This window comes from Candidatus Hydrogenedentota bacterium, from assembly GCA_016791475.1.
Classification (GTDB): Bacteria; Hydrogenedentota; Hydrogenedentia; order Hydrogenedentales; family JAEUWI01; genus JAEUWI01.
Genome location: JAEUWI010000007.1, coordinates 150,259 through 167,071 on the forward strand (window position 1 = coordinate 150,259; position 16,813 = coordinate 167,071).

14 protein-coding genes are annotated in these 16,813 nt (G+C 62.6%); 8 read left to right on the top strand and 6 right to left on the bottom strand.

The window, feature by feature from the left end:
* Positions 1-113 precede the first annotated feature (113 nt).
* Positions 114-2,633 carry a heparinase II/III family protein gene (locus JNK74_05725; GenBank protein ID MBL7645675.1) on the top strand — a complete coding sequence of 840 codons (2,520 nt, stop codon included), beginning with the start codon at positions 114-116 and terminating at the stop codon, positions 2,631-2,633.
* Between the two features lie 102 nt (positions 2,634-2,735).
* Here the strand turns inward: JNK74_05725 and JNK74_05730 are convergent, their stop codons facing one another.
* The 3 genes from JNK74_05730 to JNK74_05740 all read right to left on the bottom strand — a co-directional run bounded on the left by JNK74_05730 (position 2,736) and on the right by JNK74_05740 (position 6,896).
* A complete protein-coding gene (locus tag JNK74_05730; protein MBL7645676.1) occupies positions 2,736-2,975 on the bottom strand; it encodes a DUF2007 domain-containing protein in 240 nt (79 codons plus the stop codon).
* Positions 2,976-3,015: 40 nt separating this feature from the next.
* A complete protein-coding gene (locus tag JNK74_05735) occupies positions 3,016-3,252 on the bottom strand; it encodes a hypothetical protein (GenBank protein MBL7645677.1) in 237 nt (78 codons plus the stop codon).
* Positions 3,253-3,362: 110 nt separating this feature from the next.
* Positions 3,363-6,896, bottom strand: coding sequence for a protein kinase (locus tag JNK74_05740; GenBank protein ID MBL7645678.1), 3,534 nt, complete (start codon positions 6,894-6,896; stop codon positions 3,363-3,365).
* A 325-nt stretch (positions 6,897-7,221) separates the two neighbouring features.
* Between JNK74_05740 and JNK74_05745 the strand changes: the two genes are divergently transcribed.
* From JNK74_05745 to JNK74_05775, 7 genes are all read left to right on the top strand, one after another.
* Positions 7,222-8,235 (top strand): N-acetyl-gamma-glutamyl-phosphate reductase, encoded by a 1,014-nt coding sequence (locus JNK74_05745; protein MBL7645679.1) that lies wholly within the window; start codon positions 7,222-7,224, stop codon positions 8,233-8,235.
* Complete coding sequence (argJ, locus tag JNK74_05750; GenBank protein ID MBL7645680.1) at positions 8,232-9,440, top strand: bifunctional glutamate N-acetyltransferase/amino-acid acetyltransferase ArgJ; 1,209 nt, start codon at positions 8,232-8,234, stop codon at positions 9,438-9,440. The genes JNK74_05745 and argJ overlap by 4 nt, the downstream gene beginning before the upstream one ends.
* Before the next feature lie 75 nt (positions 9,441-9,515).
* Positions 9,516-10,382: an acetylglutamate kinase gene (gene argB / locus JNK74_05755; protein ID MBL7645681.1), complete on the top strand. Its 867-nt coding sequence runs from the start codon at positions 9,516-9,518 to the stop codon at positions 10,380-10,382.
* 138 nt (positions 10,383-10,520) lie between these two features.
* The gene (locus JNK74_05760; protein MBL7645682.1) at positions 10,521-11,165 is read left to right on the top strand and encodes a MotA/TolQ/ExbB proton channel family protein; all 645 of its coding nucleotides are present in this window, start codon (positions 10,521-10,523) and stop codon (positions 11,163-11,165) included.
* A 3-nt stretch (positions 11,166-11,168) separates the two neighbouring features.
* A complete protein-coding gene (locus JNK74_05765) occupies positions 11,169-11,624 on the top strand; it encodes a biopolymer transporter ExbD (protein MBL7645683.1) in 456 nt (151 codons plus the stop codon).
* A 5-nt stretch (positions 11,625-11,629) separates the two neighbouring features.
* Positions 11,630-12,484: a hypothetical protein gene (locus JNK74_05770; GenBank protein MBL7645684.1), complete on the top strand. Its 855-nt coding sequence runs from the start codon at positions 11,630-11,632 to the stop codon at positions 12,482-12,484.
* Positions 12,481-12,849 carry a hypothetical protein gene (locus tag JNK74_05775; protein ID MBL7645685.1) on the top strand — a complete coding sequence of 123 codons (369 nt, stop codon included), beginning with the start codon at positions 12,481-12,483 and terminating at the stop codon, positions 12,847-12,849. The genes JNK74_05770 and JNK74_05775 overlap by 4 nt, the downstream gene beginning before the upstream one ends.
* A 260-nt stretch (positions 12,850-13,109) precedes the next feature.
* On the opposite strand, the gene JNK74_05780 is transcribed toward JNK74_05775, so the two are convergent.
* The 3 genes from JNK74_05780 to JNK74_05790 all read right to left on the bottom strand — a co-directional run bounded on the left by JNK74_05780 (position 13,110) and on the right by JNK74_05790 (position 16,611).
* Positions 13,110-14,018 carry a Stp1/IreP family PP2C-type Ser/Thr phosphatase gene (locus tag JNK74_05780; protein ID MBL7645686.1) on the bottom strand — a complete coding sequence of 303 codons (909 nt, stop codon included), beginning with the start codon at positions 14,016-14,018 and terminating at the stop codon, positions 13,110-13,112.
* A gap of 302 nt (positions 14,019-14,320) precedes the next feature.
* Entirely contained in the window at positions 14,321-15,418 is a 1,098-nt protein-coding gene (gene ilvC / locus JNK74_05785; protein ID MBL7645687.1) for a ketol-acid reductoisomerase, read from the bottom strand.
* 305 nt (positions 15,419-15,723) lie between these two features.
* On the bottom strand, positions 15,724-16,611 hold the full coding sequence (locus tag JNK74_05790) for an SMP-30/gluconolactonase/LRE family protein (GenBank protein MBL7645688.1): 888 nt from the start codon (positions 16,609-16,611) through the stop codon (positions 15,724-15,726).
* Positions 16,612-16,813 lie beyond the last annotated feature (202 nt).

Below are 16,813 nucleotides of genomic sequence, written 5' to 3' on the forward strand. Positions count from 1 at the left end.
CCGGGGCAATGCGCCGGGGTGATGCGCTGCAATGGCCCGAGTGAACTTGCCAATCCCGGTGATCTACACTGCACCGCGTCAGCCACGCATCCATTCTCGGAGTAATTCTTTCCATGCAGTTCACCCTCGCGCTTCTCTCCTTCACGCTTTCCGCCGCCTGGCAGCATCCCGCCGGCATGATCACCGATGGCACCATCGCGGAGATACGCGAAAAGATCGCGACCGAGTCCTGGGCGCGGGATGTCTACGCCACCCACCAGCGCGCGGTGCAGCCCTGGGTCGATTTGCCTTCGGATGAGCTCCGCCGTATCTTCCCGACCGAAGGCGGCAACGTCTACCACAATTTTTCGTGTCCGAAGGATCGCGTAAGCCTCAATTTTGATCCCTTCAATCCCGATGCTTTCCAGTGCGGCACCTGCAAGCAGACGTTCGCGCCGGAAGTGGACTCGGGTGTCTACACGCCTTCGGATCGCTACCACGGCGACCTCTACGATGGCTGGGTGTGTCTTTTTCACATCACGCTGACCCAGCGCATGGTGGAGATGGCGTTGATCGGGCGCATGGAGGCGGACAGCCGCCTGCTCGACAGGGCCACCGAGCTGTTGTTGCTCTATGCGGAGCGCATGCGTTCCATGCCCTGGCGTCCAGGCAAGGATCTATCGCCGGATATGCCCACCTTTCGCCAGTATGGCAGCATCTTCACCTATCACCGCGAGGGGGACAACAAGATCCTCTTCGATCTCGCTCAGACCTACGAGCTGTTGCGCGATCGCATGACGCCCGATGAGCGCGCCATGGTGGAGGTCAACGCCATCCAGCGTATGCTGGACGACGTGATGTTTGAGCCGGTTTACATTTACGATCACAACAACGTGTATCAATGGCACCGCACCATCCTGCAGGCGGCCCTGGCCCTGGAGCGGGAGGATTTGATCGATTGGTCCTTTGGCTATGGCGCTTTCAGCCGCGAGGCCCTTCCGGAACACCGCAGCATGAACCGGATTCTGGCCACCCATTTCAATCCGGACGGCGCTTTCTGGGAGCTGGCCTCGGGCTATCACCTCTATCCGGTTAACCACCTCTGTGAATATGCCGTCCTTTCCCGTCATGTGTCACAAATGGATCCGGTGCGATTCCCGGCCGACCAATATGACCTCACCGTGCGCGAAAGCACGGGCGGCAAGGTAATCCAGAATGCCCTGACCTGGTTCCTTTCGATGGCTATGCCGGATCGCACCATGACCATCATCGGCGATTCCACCAAAGCCCGATCGGGCATGGAAAACTATGTGTCCACGGCCGAGGTGGGCTATCGCTATTTCGATATCAAGGCCGTCGGCGACTATCCGCGATATCGGGAGGGCGCCCGCTCATGGGATGGCCTGCTCTATGGCGCGCCCGCGATTGTACAGCACGATCAGCCCTTCACCAGCGCCAACCTCTCCAGTGGCTGGGTGTCGCTGCGTAATGAATGGAAGGGGAACCGCGTCTGGGCTGGCCTCAACGCGCTGATCAAAGGCGGGGGCCACCAGCATGCCGATCATCTCGGCCTGACCCACTTCGCCCATGGCGAGTTGCTCGCGCTGGAAAAGAGCGTGCCCTACAACGAGCAAAGCCTGCGCGAACTGGGCACCCGGACCTTCGCGCACAATACGGTCACCGTGGATTCACAATCCGGCCCCCAGGGCGAGGATCTCACGCCCGAGCAGACACCCGTCATCGCCTATTTTCACGCGGGCCCCATCGTTCAGTTCGCCGAGGCGCACGGGGACAAGCTCTATCCCCAGGTGCCCGTGTATCGACGTTCGGTCGCGGTGGTGGAGGATATCATCTTCGATTGCTTTCGCGTGGAGGGCGGGGAGATCCACGACTGGATCGTGAACCACGCCGGCCCGACGCCCACGATTTCGCTGCCCGTCGAGTCCGGGGCTTTCACGCCGGAAACCTGGATCGCGGGCGGCTCGGGCAATGTGCTCGCGGCGACATCAAATGAGGTCTGGACTGCCCAGTGGCCGGTGAACGGCGTGACTTCGCGCCTGACCATGCTCGGCGCACCATCCACCCGGGTCTTTGCGCTGGAGACCTATCCATTGGATAACGCCGTGATCACGCCCGCCTTTCCCCCGACCCAGACCCTGTGTGTGCGCCGTCAGGACCATGCGCCCTTTCTGGCCGTGTGGGACAGTTGGAAGGAGACGCCCAATCTCCAATCGGTGGAGGCCGCCTTGAATCGTTCCGACGCCCTGCGGCTGACCACGGTGGAGCATACGTATCACATGGCCTTCGGGCCGGGGCTGGCGGAATTTGGCGATGGTGTTCGCATTGAGAGCGATGCCGCGTTTACGCTGGTCCGTGATCGCGACGCGCTGACGCTGGTGCATGGTACGGCGCTGACTATCCGCGGGGCCGAAGGAACAACCACGCTGCGCCTCGGCGCGCCCACAACAATTTCCATCGTGCGCCAGGCCGGGGAGCCCGAAGTTCGGATTGAGGGCGACATCAGCTACGACACCATCGGCGGGGAAGATTGTCCGCGACCGGTACCGGATGTGACGTATACCATCGAAGGGAACTGGCTCGGTGGGAACGATCCAGCCGCCCACGCGGCCCTGGCCGTGCCGACGGCGGGGTGACCATGTGCGAGGGTGGCGAAAGCCGAAGAAGGTCGCGGAGGAGATAGCCCGGACGTTCCGACTTCATGCTTGTCGTCGCGGGCGACCCGGCAAGAAAACGCGCTACTCGAACTGCGTCTCCGTCTCCTCGATGGCATCGAGAATTCGGCGCGCCTCGGCAAAATTGGATTCGTGCACCAGCAGTCGAACGCCCAGGCCCGCCTGCAGGTAGGGTTCCATCCCACCGCAATCATCCCGCGATACGACGGACGGGATCCCATGGGTGTCGAGGGTCAAGCGCGCGATTTCAGCCACCATTTCATTGGGAAAATGCTGGAGCGTGGACACGGGCTCGTCATTCATGGCCTGTTCCTTCCGGGGGCCGCGCTGGGCGGGTTCCCGATTAATGGGAGACAAATCCGCGGGTGTGGCCGCTGCTTTCCACCAGGGTGATGACACCGCTGTCCAGGCCGCGCGTGCGCGCGAAATAGCGGGCCGTCTCCTCGGCAACGGTGTAGCGGCCCCAGAAGTTGACCTCCTGCTCCGCAATATGAAAAGTCCAGAGGGCCAGTTGGTGGGAATCCGGCTCGCCCGGGTGGGTCTTGCGAAAACGCGACGTATCGATCTGGATGTTGCCCATGATGGTGTCCTCTCGCCTGATGTTTGCCCGAAACCGGGCCCCAAGATCCGCCCACAGCCTGAAGCGGATTTTCTGCGCTCCTCTGCATTGTAGCAGATTCCCGGTCAGGTTCAAGGACGTTGTCCGGGTGCGGCTTTACCCCTGGTGGAGAGTCTCGATTCCCAGAATTCGCGTTTCGTGGCCTCCGCGCGCACACTCAGCGGCAGGTCCGGCGCGCCGGGGTACGCTTCCGACTTCCACGGAAAGGCGGGAAAGACAAAGGCGTCGCCCGTTGTGGTCGCGGTCACGATGTCGGCGTTCCCGGGGCGCATCGCACCGATGCGGCCGGGGATCTGGAGCACCTCCCGAAGGGTGGCAAGGTCCCAGAGGATCGAAATGCCGTCCGTGCCCGTGGAGAGGAGGCGCCGCCCGTCGTCGCTGAAGCTGACGGAGTATACGCCCTGGGTGTGGCCCTGCAGTTCGTGAACCTGCTCCCAGGTGCCCGTAGCCCACAATTTCACCCGCCAGTCGTGACCGCCCGTGGCTAGCCACTGGCCGTCGGGAGAGAATACCGCGGAGGGGATGTTCGCCTCGGCATGTTCGAGGATCTTTACCCGTTCCCGCGTCTCGGCCCGCATCACATGCGCGGTATCGTCCGCGCTGGCGGAAACGAACCACTCGCCTTTCGGGTGGTAGGAAAGGCCCAGCACTTCGCCCTCGTGCTCCTTCCATCGCGCGATGATCTCGCCGCTGGTCCAGTTCGCCAGCACCAGTTCCCCGTTGTAAAGGCCGATCAGGATCTCCGATGGCGTGTGGGGATTGAATTCCGAGACATTAACCCGCACGTCAAAGGGACCCAGGACCCGCAACAGTTCCCGCGTGGCCGTATCCCAGATACGCACCGTTCCGTCATGGCTGCTCGTGGCCAGCACCTTCCCATCGGGGTGAAACTCCGTATGGCGCACCGAGGCCGTGTGACCCGCCAGCACCCCAATCGGGCTGCCGGTTTCAGAGTCCCACAGGCGCGCGGTGGTGTCATCGTTGGTCTGCCAGTCACCCGCGGCCGTGGCCAGCAGGGCGCCGTCGGGGCTGTAGGAGGCGTGATTGATCATCCCCGTATGACCCCTCAGCGTCCAATGCTCGTCCACCGTATTCGGATTGCGGATATCCCATTGCTTCACGATGCCCTCGTCGTCGCCGGACAGCAGCGCGCCGCCATCCGGACTGAAACTCAGGCAGTAAATCTGCCGCAGGTGGCCCTGATAGGTGCGGTTCAGGGTCCAGTCCGCCGTGTTCCAGAGGTCCAGATCGCGATCGGAGTTGCCACTCGCCAGGAAGCGGCCATCGGGCGAGTAGGCGACACACCAAATCGTCGATTTGGGGGACAGTATTTGCCGCGCCGCGGCGCCCGTATCCAGGTCCCAGATGAATATATTGCGGTCTCGCCCGCCGCTCGCGAGGTACTTGCCGTCCGGGCTGAAATCCATTGAGGTTACCCGGCTCGCGTGGCCGGTCAGCGATTTCCACGGCGTTCCATCGGCGGCCTTCCAAAGCGAGATCGATTTGCTCCTGTCGGATGTGGCCAGCAGGGTGCCGTCGGGACTGAAGTCCAGCGTTTCGATGCCCCCCTCGACCGGCGCGATGGACCAGCGCTCCGCACGGGTCTCAAAGTCCCACATGCGGATGTGGCCCTGTTCGTCGCTCGAAGCAAAGGTCCGACCGTCGGGGCTGAACTGAACGCAATTCACATCACCTTTTTCCGTGACGCGCCAACTCGAAAGGACCTTCTTCTCTTCCATCGCGTACAGGGTCAGGGTTCCCCCTTCCTCCGCGAAAACCGCCACGGGAAGGGTCGGGTGGCAGGAAACTTCAATGATTGCGCCGTTCGGACTCTCATAAGTGAACAAGGCCTTCCCCGAGGCCATCTCCCAACCTTTCGCGGTCTTGTCAAACCCTCCCGTCACCGCGTAGCGCCCGTCTCTTGTGATGTCGACGGACCATGCCGTCTCGGGGCTGTGCGCGCGAAAGGTCCGCTGGTCGCGGTTGCAGAGATAGACCAGATGACCCCATTCCCAGTGGCGAAAGCGCTCGCTGCAATCTTCCAACTGGGTCATGGCGCGGAGAAACTGGCCATCCGAAATGAAGCGGCGTCCGCTGGAGATGGCCGCCAGATAAAACTCCTGCTCCCCATTCTGCCGTGCGGTCTCCGCAAGCCGTTCGGCTTCCTGGGCGCGGATCGATTCCTGAACGGCCTTGTTCCGCTCCGACTGGACCTGCAGATAGGCCACGGTACCGGTGGCCAGCAGCCCGAGCAGGCCCACGCCACCCACCAGCAGGGGCGCCTTGAAGCGGCGCACGAAGTAGGAAAACAATTCCATCGGCTTGTAGCGATAGACCCCCACCAGGCGTCCCGCCAGGAAATGCTCAATGTCAATGGCCAGTTCGCGCGCCGACTGATAGCGGTCATTCGGGGTTCGGGCCATGGCGTGCCCGCAGATCGCCACCAGCTCCTCCGGCGCTTCCGGCACCAATTCCGAAATCGGGGTTGGCGGGGCCGCCAGGAGTTTATTCAGCGCCGATGCGGAAGTCGGGTCCGGGTAGGGCGCGCTGCCCGTCAGCAGTTCATAGAGCACCGCGCCAAGGGAGTACACGTCGGATCGCTCGTCGATGGCGTTGACATCGCCCCGGGCCTGCTCCGGCGGCATGTAGGCCGGTGTGCCCACCGCCACCACATCCGCCTCCGCCTCCTTCATCAGGTCGATGTCCGGGCGCACCACCCCGCCGCCTTCCAGATCGGCGCTGGACTCGCGCATTCTGGCCAGACCCCAGTCAATGACCACGGTTTCGCCGTATTCGCCCACCATCACGTTCCCCGGTTTGATATCCCGATGGATCACGCCACGGCTGTGGGCAAACGCGATGGCCTGGCACAGGCTGGTGAAATGGGAAAGGAGTCGGAGACGCCCCTCCAGAGACCCCGCGGCGCGGATCGCCTGGCGAAGGCTTTTTCCTTTGACCAGCCGCATCGTGTAGTACAGGCTGCCATCGGCCCGGCGACCCAGCTCATAGATGGGCACGATGCTCGGATGCTCCAACTGTCCCGTGATGCGCGCCTCATAAAGAAAGCGCGCCTGCCGCTGCTGGGCCAGCGGTCCGGGGCCCGGTCCCCGCACTTCAAGCGTGGAGGCGTTACTGGAGACGGGGGTCGGCGGCAGCAGTTCCTTCAGCGCGATGCGGCGGGCCAGGAAGCTGTCAAAGACGATCAGGATTTTTCCCATACCGCCCTGGGCATGTTCCACGGAGAACTGGTAGCGCCCCGGCACTTCCTCCGCAACTTCGTCGCCCGCGCCCGGCGCGTCCAGAAAGCCGTCCGGCGGCTGAAGCGTGATGGCCTCGTGGGGACTGAGACCCAGCGACTTCATCACTTCCCGCAACTCCGCCGAAGCTCCGGGAAGATCCCGCTCCGCGACTTGAGCGAGTCGCGAGGCATGAATCCGGAGCTGCTCCACCGCATCCTCCCGGCTGGATTGAGCAAGAACCTGCCCGAAGGTGGCTTCGCCGTCACCGGAATCCCACGCCCGAACGATCGCGGCAAAGTCGTCCGCGCGGATCAGGCCGGCCTGAAGTCCGGCAATACCCAGCAGAAAGTCGCCTGCATGTTTCACAACGGTGCACCTTCACGGAGGTGTTGGGAAAGTCGGCCACGAGACACGGCACCGGCCCGCCTGGCGCCTGAAGGGGCGGGGGATGTGGGCGAGCGGGTGTAACGGGGTGATCGCAAGTAAGTCTCAGCGGGTTGCTTGGGGTGACACTAGCCCAACAATCATACGGAATTGCGGAAAAGAATGCAATAGAGTTGGCATCGATCCTGCCGAAAATCCCGCAAGGTGCGCATGGCGCAGGGCACCGGAAAGAGCCGCGCATCCCCCGGTGTTTGCACCCCTTCCGGGCCCGCGACTATAATACTGGGCTCTAGAAAAGGCAGGTTTTATGATTCGTGCAGGTATAGTAGGCGTAACAGGATACGGCGGTCGGGAATTGCTCCGACTGCTGCTGCCCCATCCCCATGTGAAGGTGGTGGCCGCCGTCTCCTCCAGTGCCGTCGGGCAGCGGGTGGATGCCGTGCTGCCCCAGTTCCGTTCGTTGACCGATCTTGCTTTCGTGGCCTTCGAGCCCGAAAAGCTGGCCGCCCAGTGCGATGTGGTCTTCGTGGGCGTGCCTGGCGCGGAATCCACAACGATTGTAAAGGGCCTGCGCGCCGCCGGTGTCCGGGTGATCGATATTGGACCCGATTTCCGCCTGAAAGATACGAAACTTTTTGCCGAGTACTACAAGACCGAGCATCACGCCCCGGAATTGCTCGACGAAGCGGTCTATGGCTATGTTCCCGGCTGGCGCGAGCCCCTGCGGAGTGCAAATCTTGTCGCGGTGCCGGGGTGTTACCCCATCAGCATCATCACGCCCCTGCGGCCCCTGCTGAGCGCGCCGATTGCCCCGGAATCCATCGTGATCAATTCCGTTTCCGGCATTTCCGGCGCGGGTCGGACCCCCAGCGAGGCCCTGCACTTCCCGGAGATGAATGAGAACTTCAAGGCCTACAAAGTGGCCGTGCACCAGCACATCCCCGAGATCGAGCAGGCCCTGAACAACACCTGGAAGGTGCAGTACACACCCCATGTGGCCCCTATGAACCGGGGGATTCACACCACCATCGTGCTGCGGCCCACGGCGAACTTCAATCCCGCCGACTACTATGGTGATTACGCCAGCGAGCCCTTCATCCGCGTGCTGGGCGAGGGCGCGGCCCCCGAAGTGAAGCACGTGCGCGGAACCAACTTCATCGACTTCGGCTGGTTCCATGATCGCCGCACGGGCAATCTGCTGCTGCTCTGCGTCATCGACAATCTGGTGGGCGGTACCTCCGGCATGGCCGTGCAGTGCATGAACCTCATGTTTGACCTCGAAGAAACGACCGGCTTGCTCTATGGAGGCCTTGCGCCATGAGAATTATCGACGGCGGCGTCTGCGCGCCCCAGGGCTTTCAGGCCTCCGGCTTCAACGGCAACATCAAGGGGAAAGGTCTGGATCGGAAGGACTGCGCCCTGGTGACCAGCCAGGTCAAGGCCTCCATCGCGGGCACCTTTACCACCAACGTGCTCAAGGCCCCGCCCATCCAGTGGACCGAGGGCGTGTGCATCCGCGGCGAAGGCCGGGCCATTTTTGTTAACAGCGGCAATGCCAACGCCTGCACCGGGTCCATTGGCGTGGCCGATGCCCAGAAGACCGCCGAGCGTATCGCGCTGGCCCTGGAAGTGCCCGTGACGGAAGTTGCCGTACTGAGCACGGGTGTTATTGGCGTGCCACTGCCCATGGATCGCATCCTGAACGGCGTGGACGGCTGTGTGAACGCCCTTTCTCCCGCGGGGAACCTCGATGCGGCCCAGGCCATCATGACGACCGACACCGTCGCCAAGGAAATGGCTATCGAGATCCCCCTCAGCACCGGGCCCATTCGTTTGGGGGCCATGGCCAAGGGCTCCGGCATGATCGCGCCCAACATGGCCACCATGATCGCCGTGCTGACCACGGACGCCCGGATTGCGCCGGAGAACCTGCGCGCCGCCCTCAAGCACTCGGTGGACCGTTCCTTCAACTGCATGTGCGTCGACAACGACATGAGCACCTCCGACGCCGTGGTCTGCCTGGCCAACGGCATGGCCATGGGAGCGGCCCTGGAGCCCGGCACACCCGACTTCGAGGCCTTCGGTGAGGCCCTGGACCAGATTTGCGTCGCCATGGCCCAGGCCGTGGTGCGCGACGGCGAAGGGGCCACCAAATTCATCGAGATCCGGGTCAACGGCGCCGAGAACGACAACGACGCCAAGACCGCCGCGCGGAGCATCGCCCATTCTCAGTTGTGCAAGACCGCCTTCTTCGGCGAAGATGCCAACTGGGGCCGGATCGCCTGTGCGGCGGGTTATTCCGGTGTGACCTTTTCCCCCGAAGACCTGAGCATCCTGCTGGGCGATCTGCCCGTGGTGCACGAGGGCCTTCCAACCCTTTTCGACGAGACGGCGGCCAAGACCATTATGAGCCAGCGCGATATCGTGGTCTCGGTCAGTCTGGGCGACGGCCCCGGTTCGGCCGTGTTCTGGACCTCGGACCTCAGCCACGCCTACGTCTCCATCAATGCCGACTACCGAACCTGATCCATGCCCGGAACGCGGGCCAAACGTTTCACCCCAGATTTGAGTGGCGGCAGCGCCGTCCGCAGAGCAGGTAACATGCAAGAGTCCATACAGAAAGCCGCCGTTCTCATCGAGGCCCTGCCCTACATCCGCGATTTCGAAGGCAAGACCGTCGTCATCAAATACGGCGGCGCCGCCATGACCGATCCCGGGTTGCGCCGAAGCACCGCAGAAGACATCGTGCTCATGAAGTACGTGGGCATGAACCCCGTCATCGTCCACGGCGGCGGTCCGGCCATCAACGATACCCTCAAACGGCTCAATATTCAGTCGTCCTTCAACGCCCACGGCCTGCGTGTCACGGACGACGCCACGATTGAAGTCGTGGAGATGGTGCTGGCCGGCAAGCTCAACAAAGATATCGTCAGCCTGCTCAACCGCGCGGGCGGCAACGCCGTCGGCCTCTCCGGCAAAGACGGCAACCTCCTCTTCGCCCAGAAGAAGCTCATGCCGGATGGATCCGACATCGGCCACGTGGGCGAAATCGTCCAGGTGAACACCCGTATCGTGGACACCCTGACCGCCGCCGGGCTCGTTCCCGTCATTGCTCCCGTCGCCACGGATGCCCAGGGCGGCACGTGGAACGTGAACGCCGACACGGCCGCCGGTGAAGTTGCCGGCGCCCTCCGTGCCGAGAAGCTCGTCTTTCTCACCGACACCCCGGGGCTCCTGCGCGACGTGAAGGACCCGGATTCTCTGATCCACCAGTTGCGTGTGGATGAAGTGGGGCGGCTTCGCGGTGAAGGGATTATCGCCGGCGGCATGATTCCCAAGGTGGAAGCCTGCATCACCGCATTGACGGCGGGCGTGCGCAAGACGCATATTATCGACGGGCGCGTATCCCACAGCCTGCTGCTCGAAATCTTCACCCGCGAAGGGCTGGGCACGCTGGTGAGTCACTGAGACGTGCGGGCGGGAATGGGTCTTATGGGTTGGAATGAGATCGACCCCTTGTCCCATACGACCCATACGACCCATACGACCCATTTATTACGGACTGCCCCCGACATCACCACCGCCAACAGAACAGGAGTTTGTGGTTTGGCCGAACCATCGTTCATACCCTATGAGTTGATTTCCGAGGGCGGCATTGTCATGTGGCCCATCTTCTTCTGTTCCTTCGTGGCCCTGGCGATCGTCATCGACCGCCTGCTCTTTCTGCGCCGCGCCTCCATCAACACCCGCGAGTTCATGGAGACCATGCGCCAGGTCCTGCGGCAAAACCGCATCCAGGAAGCCATCCAGATTTGCGACGAGACCGACGCGCCCATCGCGCGCCTCATGAAGGCCGGCGTGCTCAAGCACAACCGGAGCAAGGACGAGATGCGCGAGGCCATTCAAGACGCCGGCAATCTGGAAATGCCCCACCTGGAGCGCCGTCTCTCCGCCCTGGCCACCTGCGCCAACGTCGCGCCCCTCCTCGGGCTGCTCGGCACGGTGACCGGCATGATCAAGGCCTTCGACCAGATTCAGAACAAACGCGGCCTGGTGAATCCCTCCGATCTGGCCGAGGGCATCGGCAACGCGCTCATCACCACGGCCGCCGGGCTGGTTGTCGCCATTCCGGCCCTGGTGGTCTACAATTACCTCGTCACACGGGTGGACAACCTCGTCGTGGAAATGGAAATCAGTTCGGCCGAGGTGGTCGATCTGCTGGCCCGCCACCGGGATGAAGACGGGGACTGATCCATGCATTTCAAGCGGCAACACAAACGGCGCATCGTGGCGTCACTCGACATGACACCCCTCATCGATGTCGTGCTGCTGCTCCTGTTTTTCTTCATGCTGTCGTCCACCTTCGTGGCCCAGACCTCCGTGCCGATACGAATACCCGAAGCCGAAGGCACACCCGAGCTGGAGACGAAAGACGCCATGCTCGTCCTCCAGTCCGGCGAAGGCGGTCCCGACAACGAGGGGATCATTCAGGTCAGCGGTGGAGCCCATGCGGAGCCCCTCGAAGTCGGCGACTGGGCCGCCCTGACCGAGGCCCTTTCCGCTATCGGCGAGACCACCCCCGATGCGTTTCTGATGATCTACGCCGATGAGCGCGTCACCTCCGGCCGCATGGTAAAAGTGCTCGGGATCGCCAACAGCGTGGGCATCGAACACTTCAGTGTCGCCGCCCAGACCCCCGACGACGGGTGAACGCCATGACCACCGAGGCGCCCCGCGAGGACTGGTACCAGTACTTTCGCAAGCCCGAAGCCGGCCGGGGATTCGCCGTGGCCCTTCTGGTTTCGGCCATCTTTCACCTGTCCATGGTGACCGTATTTCGGATCGTGACCTACATCCCGCGGGAGGATATCCGCTTCACCGAGTTCACCATCGTTTCGGTAACCCCCGAGGCGGAGCCGTGGCCCGTTGTGGACGTGCTGGCGCCGGTTGGCGGCGCCGGCCCGCAACTGGCGTTGCGGGGACTCGCCGGCGCGGATTCAGGCGTCCAGTTGCCCACCATCGAATTCGCGGAACTGGACCGACTTCGTGTACGGGAGGAGAGCGATCCAGAACCTATCCGGCCCGAACCCCTCTTTCGCGAACCCTCCGACGATAGCTGGGCCCGCTTCAGCCGGGGACTGTCCAACATGTCCCGCAGCATCACCCAACTCCGCCTTTCCGGTGCGCCCGGCGTTGTAGAGCCCAGCCCGCTGCCAATGGAAGAAACACCGGCGCCACGCCCCGCCAGCAGGCCCGCCGAAGGCTTTGAAGCCTATGTGGTCTGGGCGGGCGCCCCCACGGATCGCAAGCTCCTCTTCGCCCCGCCCATTGAAGCCCTGTGGGACATCGATCCGGCGGAATTTACCCAGCCCATTGAAATGGTGTTGCAGGTTAACCCACTCGGGCGGGTGGTCAATGTCTTCAGCCCGAACCTCGACGCCCGCGAGCTCGTGGACGCGGTTCAGTTGTCGGCGCTCCAGTACCGCTTCGAGCCGCTGGAGGTGGGTGACGGCGCAAACCAGACCGCGACCCTCCGGGTTCAGCGTGAGGCAAGGGGCCAGTCGCGATGATCGAAATCTCTTTGCCCGCCGCCCTGATCCTCTATTCCTCCATTATCGTCGCCGGCGCTTTCTTTATCTGGCTTCAGACGGAAGTCGTCACGCGCAAGGCCCATCTCGTGCTGGAGAAGCAATACCTCTGGCGCTGCACCTTCTGCTCCTATATCTATCTGGACACCGACGCCCTCCGCCACTCCACCTGCCCTCAGTGCCATTGTATCAACGTGCAGGAGGACAAGCAGGCCCGGTACATTCCCATATCCAAATCGCTACAGGCCGTGGAGGAGGTGGGCGAGGGGCAGGTCAGCCGCCGCAATCCATCGCGGGGCAAGCGGCCCGGCGCGAAACGCCGCGGGCCCCGGAAGCGCAGCCGGTAGCACCGCGTCCGCAGGGGTGACTCTTTGGCGATCAAAGGCAATGAAGGGGTGCCACCCGTACACGCGGGAGCCTGCGGCGACCAAGTTTACGGGTGTGTGATTGCGGCGGAAGAAGGTAGGCGTGTTGTTTTGAAGGGAACGCGGCAGGGGGCGGGTGAAACTTGTAAAACTCAGTGCCTTGACCCGTAAGCTCCCCCGCTGCGCTCCTCAGCGTACGGGCGGCACCCGAGGAGATTGGGGCGACCCTCTATCGCAATCCCTTAACGAAACCAACTCAAGATGCGCTGCCAGAGGCTGGTGCTGGGCAGGACGATTTCCCGCGCACCCGGTTGGATCGGGGTTCTCGGAGGCACATCCACCACCCGGATCGTTACCGCCGTCACGTTGTCCGTACCACCGTTTTCCAGAGCGAGTTCCACGACCTTGCGGGTGCCCGCCTTCAAGTCGCCGTCCGAAAGGCATTCGGCGATATCGGCGTTCGGCACCATGTTGGAGAGGCCGTCCGAGCAGATGAGCAGGGTGTCGCCCTGTTCGAGGCGCACCGCAAAAAGATCGACGTCCACATCGGCCTTGATGCCGACGGCGCGCGTGATGAGATTCTTGAAGGAGCTGTTTTCGGCTTCCGCCTCGCTGATAACCCCATTGCGCACCTGCTCCGCCACCAGGGAATGATCTTCCGTGATCTGGTGGATCCCCGAGTGCTCGCGCAGCAGGTAAACCCGGCTGTCGCCCACCTGGGCGATATAGGCCCAGCCCCCGATGATGAGCACCGCCGAAACGGTCGTGCCCATTCCGGAATACTCCGGATTGGTCTCGGCTTCTTCGAATACCTGCTGATTGGCCTGGACCAGAGCGTCCCGGAGGGAGGGGGGAATGGCCGCGCGCGGCCCGTTGAAGTAGGCCTGATGCATGGCCCGCAGCGACATTCGGCTGGCGAATTCGCCCGCGCTCGCCCCGCCCATGCCGTCCGCCACGGAAAACAAAACACCGCGCTCGTCGGCGAGCACGGGATTCTTCGGGGCGCACATCAGGCAGGAGTCTTCATTTTTTTGGCGCTTCAGGCCTATATCGGTGAGGAGATGAGCCTGGAGATAGTCGCCGTACCAGGTGGCTTCAAAATTCTTGCCGTCCAACGGCCCGGCCACGGCGCCTGGAATCAAATCGCTCAACGGGGGGCTACCTCCCCGGACGTCCGGCAGAAGTGGGGGGTCAACGAAGGGTGCTCAGGCTCCGAAACACAATTCGACCAGGGAATCGTGCCCGATGTGCGCATGACTCCCCGGAAAAAACGAACCGAAGCCGTTTCCACCCCGGGCCGGCGCATCTCTACCTGTTTCGCAACGGTGCCCATGTAAGCCTCCGTAGTAAGCGTTCCACCCTCGCCAAGGAGCATGGCATAGTTTTCGGTATTAAAGCAAAAAAAGCGGGACCGGACAACTATTCGTTTGCCCGGTCCCGCTGGTCCATTTTGCTAGTTCTTTCCGCGTCCGGAAACGCCCTTGTCCGACTTGACCCGCTGGGCCTCGGGGACATTCGGGCGGAGGGCGCGGCTGGTCGCGCCGGCGCGCCACATTTCGCTGTTGCGCAGGTCGGAAAGCTCTTTGTCGAGCTTCTCCTTGTAGTCCGCGCCGCCGGTGGACTTGAGGACGCGCTTGCACTCTTCACCGCTCTTAACGCGGGCGTAGAGCTCTTTGAAGACCGGCAGGGTGGCCTTCTTGAACTTGGGCGACCAGTCGAGGGCGCCGCGCTGGGCCGTGGCGGAGCAGTTGGCGAACATCCAGTCCATGCCGTTCTCGTCGACCAGGCGGATGAGGCTCTGGGTGAGCTCCTCAACGGTTTCGTTGAAGGCTTCGGCGGGGCTGTGGCCGTTCTTGCGGAGCACTTCGTACTGGGCTTCCATGACGCCGGCCAGGGCGCCCATGAGGATACCGCGCTCGCCGGTGAGGTCGCTGTATACCTCCTTCTCAAAGGTGGTGTGGAACATGTAGCCCGAGCCGAGGGCGATGCCCAGGGCCAGGCAGCGGTCTTCGGCGCGACCGGTCGCGTCCTGGAAGACGGCGTAGCTGGAGTTGATGCCGACGCCCGCCAGGTAGTTGCGGCGCACCGAGGTGCCGGAACCTTTGGGGGCGACCATGATCACGTCCACATCCGCCGGGGGGACGACTTTGGTGTGTTCTTTATAGGTGATGGAGAAGCCGTGGGAGAAATAGAGGGCCATGCCGGGCTTCAGCATTTTCTTCAGCGTGGGCCAGTAGGCTTTCTGGGCGGCGTCCGACACGAGGAACTGCACCACGGTGGCGCGCTCCACGGCTTCCTCGGTGGTGAAAAGGTTCTTGCCCTTTTCCCAGCCGTCCTTCTGCGCGCGCTTCCAGCTTTCCTTGGAATCCTTGCGCAGGCCCACGATGACGTTGAAGCCGTTGTCGCGCATGTTCAGCGCCTGCGCCGGACCCTGCACGCCGTAGCCGATCACGGCGATCACTTCGTCCTTCAGGACCTTCTTGGCCTTCGCCATGGGAAATTCTTTGCGCGTGACGACGTGTTCTTCAACTCCGCCAAAATCGATTTGCATGTTTTTTCTCCAGAGAGTAAAAATAGGCCCGCCCCGGATTTATGGGGAAAGGCGAGGGGACGATTTGCGTCGGGCCGTGCTCAAGGCTCGGGTGCCGCACCATGCGGGCATCCGTGACGCTTCGGAAACTATGCGCACAACCCGCATATTGTAGTACGCAAGCGGTGGCGATTCAAGAATTTGAGATTTTCGGGCGCATCGGTTGGATTGTCGGACCGATCAGACGGATCAGACCGATCAGACGGATCGGCGAGATCCCGCCGACTACATGGATCCGTCGGATCCGTCCCATCGTCGCCACATCGCTATTTCTTACCCGCGGGAAAAATCCCCGCGACGCTGGTTTTCACCGTGTACACGCTCGTGCGCGCCGTGACATACAGGGTCTTGCCATCCTTGCCGCCAAAACCGCAGTTGGCCGGACCTTCCGGCAGCACCACCGTCTCCAGCAGGTCGCCCGCCGGGCCATACACCCGCACGCCGTCTTCGCAGGTCGCCCAGATGTTGCCCTGCGTGTCCGCCTTAATGCCGTCGGGGTAGGGGAGTTGACAGAAGACCTTGCCGCCTTCGTAGGCCCCGGTTTCCCCGATGCCAAAGACCCAAATGTCGCCCACCTTCTCCGAGGGCTCGTGGTCGCCCTCGGTATCGGCGACATAGAGCATCTTCTCATCGGGCGACAGGCAGAGGCCGTTGGGCTTGTTGAAATGCTTGCCCACCAGCGTCACCGTTTTCGATTCGGGCTCGATTGCGTAGACCCCGCTGAAGCCCAGCTCGGAATTGGCCATACCGCCTTCCAGTCCGTAGGGCGGATCCGTGAAAAAGATAACCCCGTCTCCCCGAACGATCACATCGTTCGGACTGTTGAACTTCTTGCCCTCGAATGTCTCGGCCAGCACGGTGATCGTCCCGTCCTTTTCCGTCCGGGTCACCCGGCGCGTCTTGTGTTCCGCCGCGATCAGTCGCCCTTCCCGATCCAGCGTCAGACCATTGGATTGTCCGCTCGGATCGCGGAAAATCTCACGCTTGCCCGTGTAAATCCGATCCGCGGGAATATCGCTGAACAGCAGGGTGCCGTCCGCCCGCCAGACCGGGCCTTCGGTAAACTGATGGCCCGTGGAGAGGGGTGAAACACTGGCGGGATCGTGCAATGCGGCCAGGGATGTGGCGGCGGCGATCAGGGCGTTTAGCAGCATGGTGGGAACCTCCGTAGCTTCGAAATCTGTTGCTTCGCGTCAAGTGTAATCCACGCTACCACGATTCTCACGCGCCACGCGAGTTCCCGCGCGCGCGCCGAAAATAAACATATACACAAAAGGCATTATTGTATATATTAGCGGTGTAAGAATTGTTGCCGCATGTCGTGGTGGACCGGCCACGCACGCCCGCGGGTGGCCA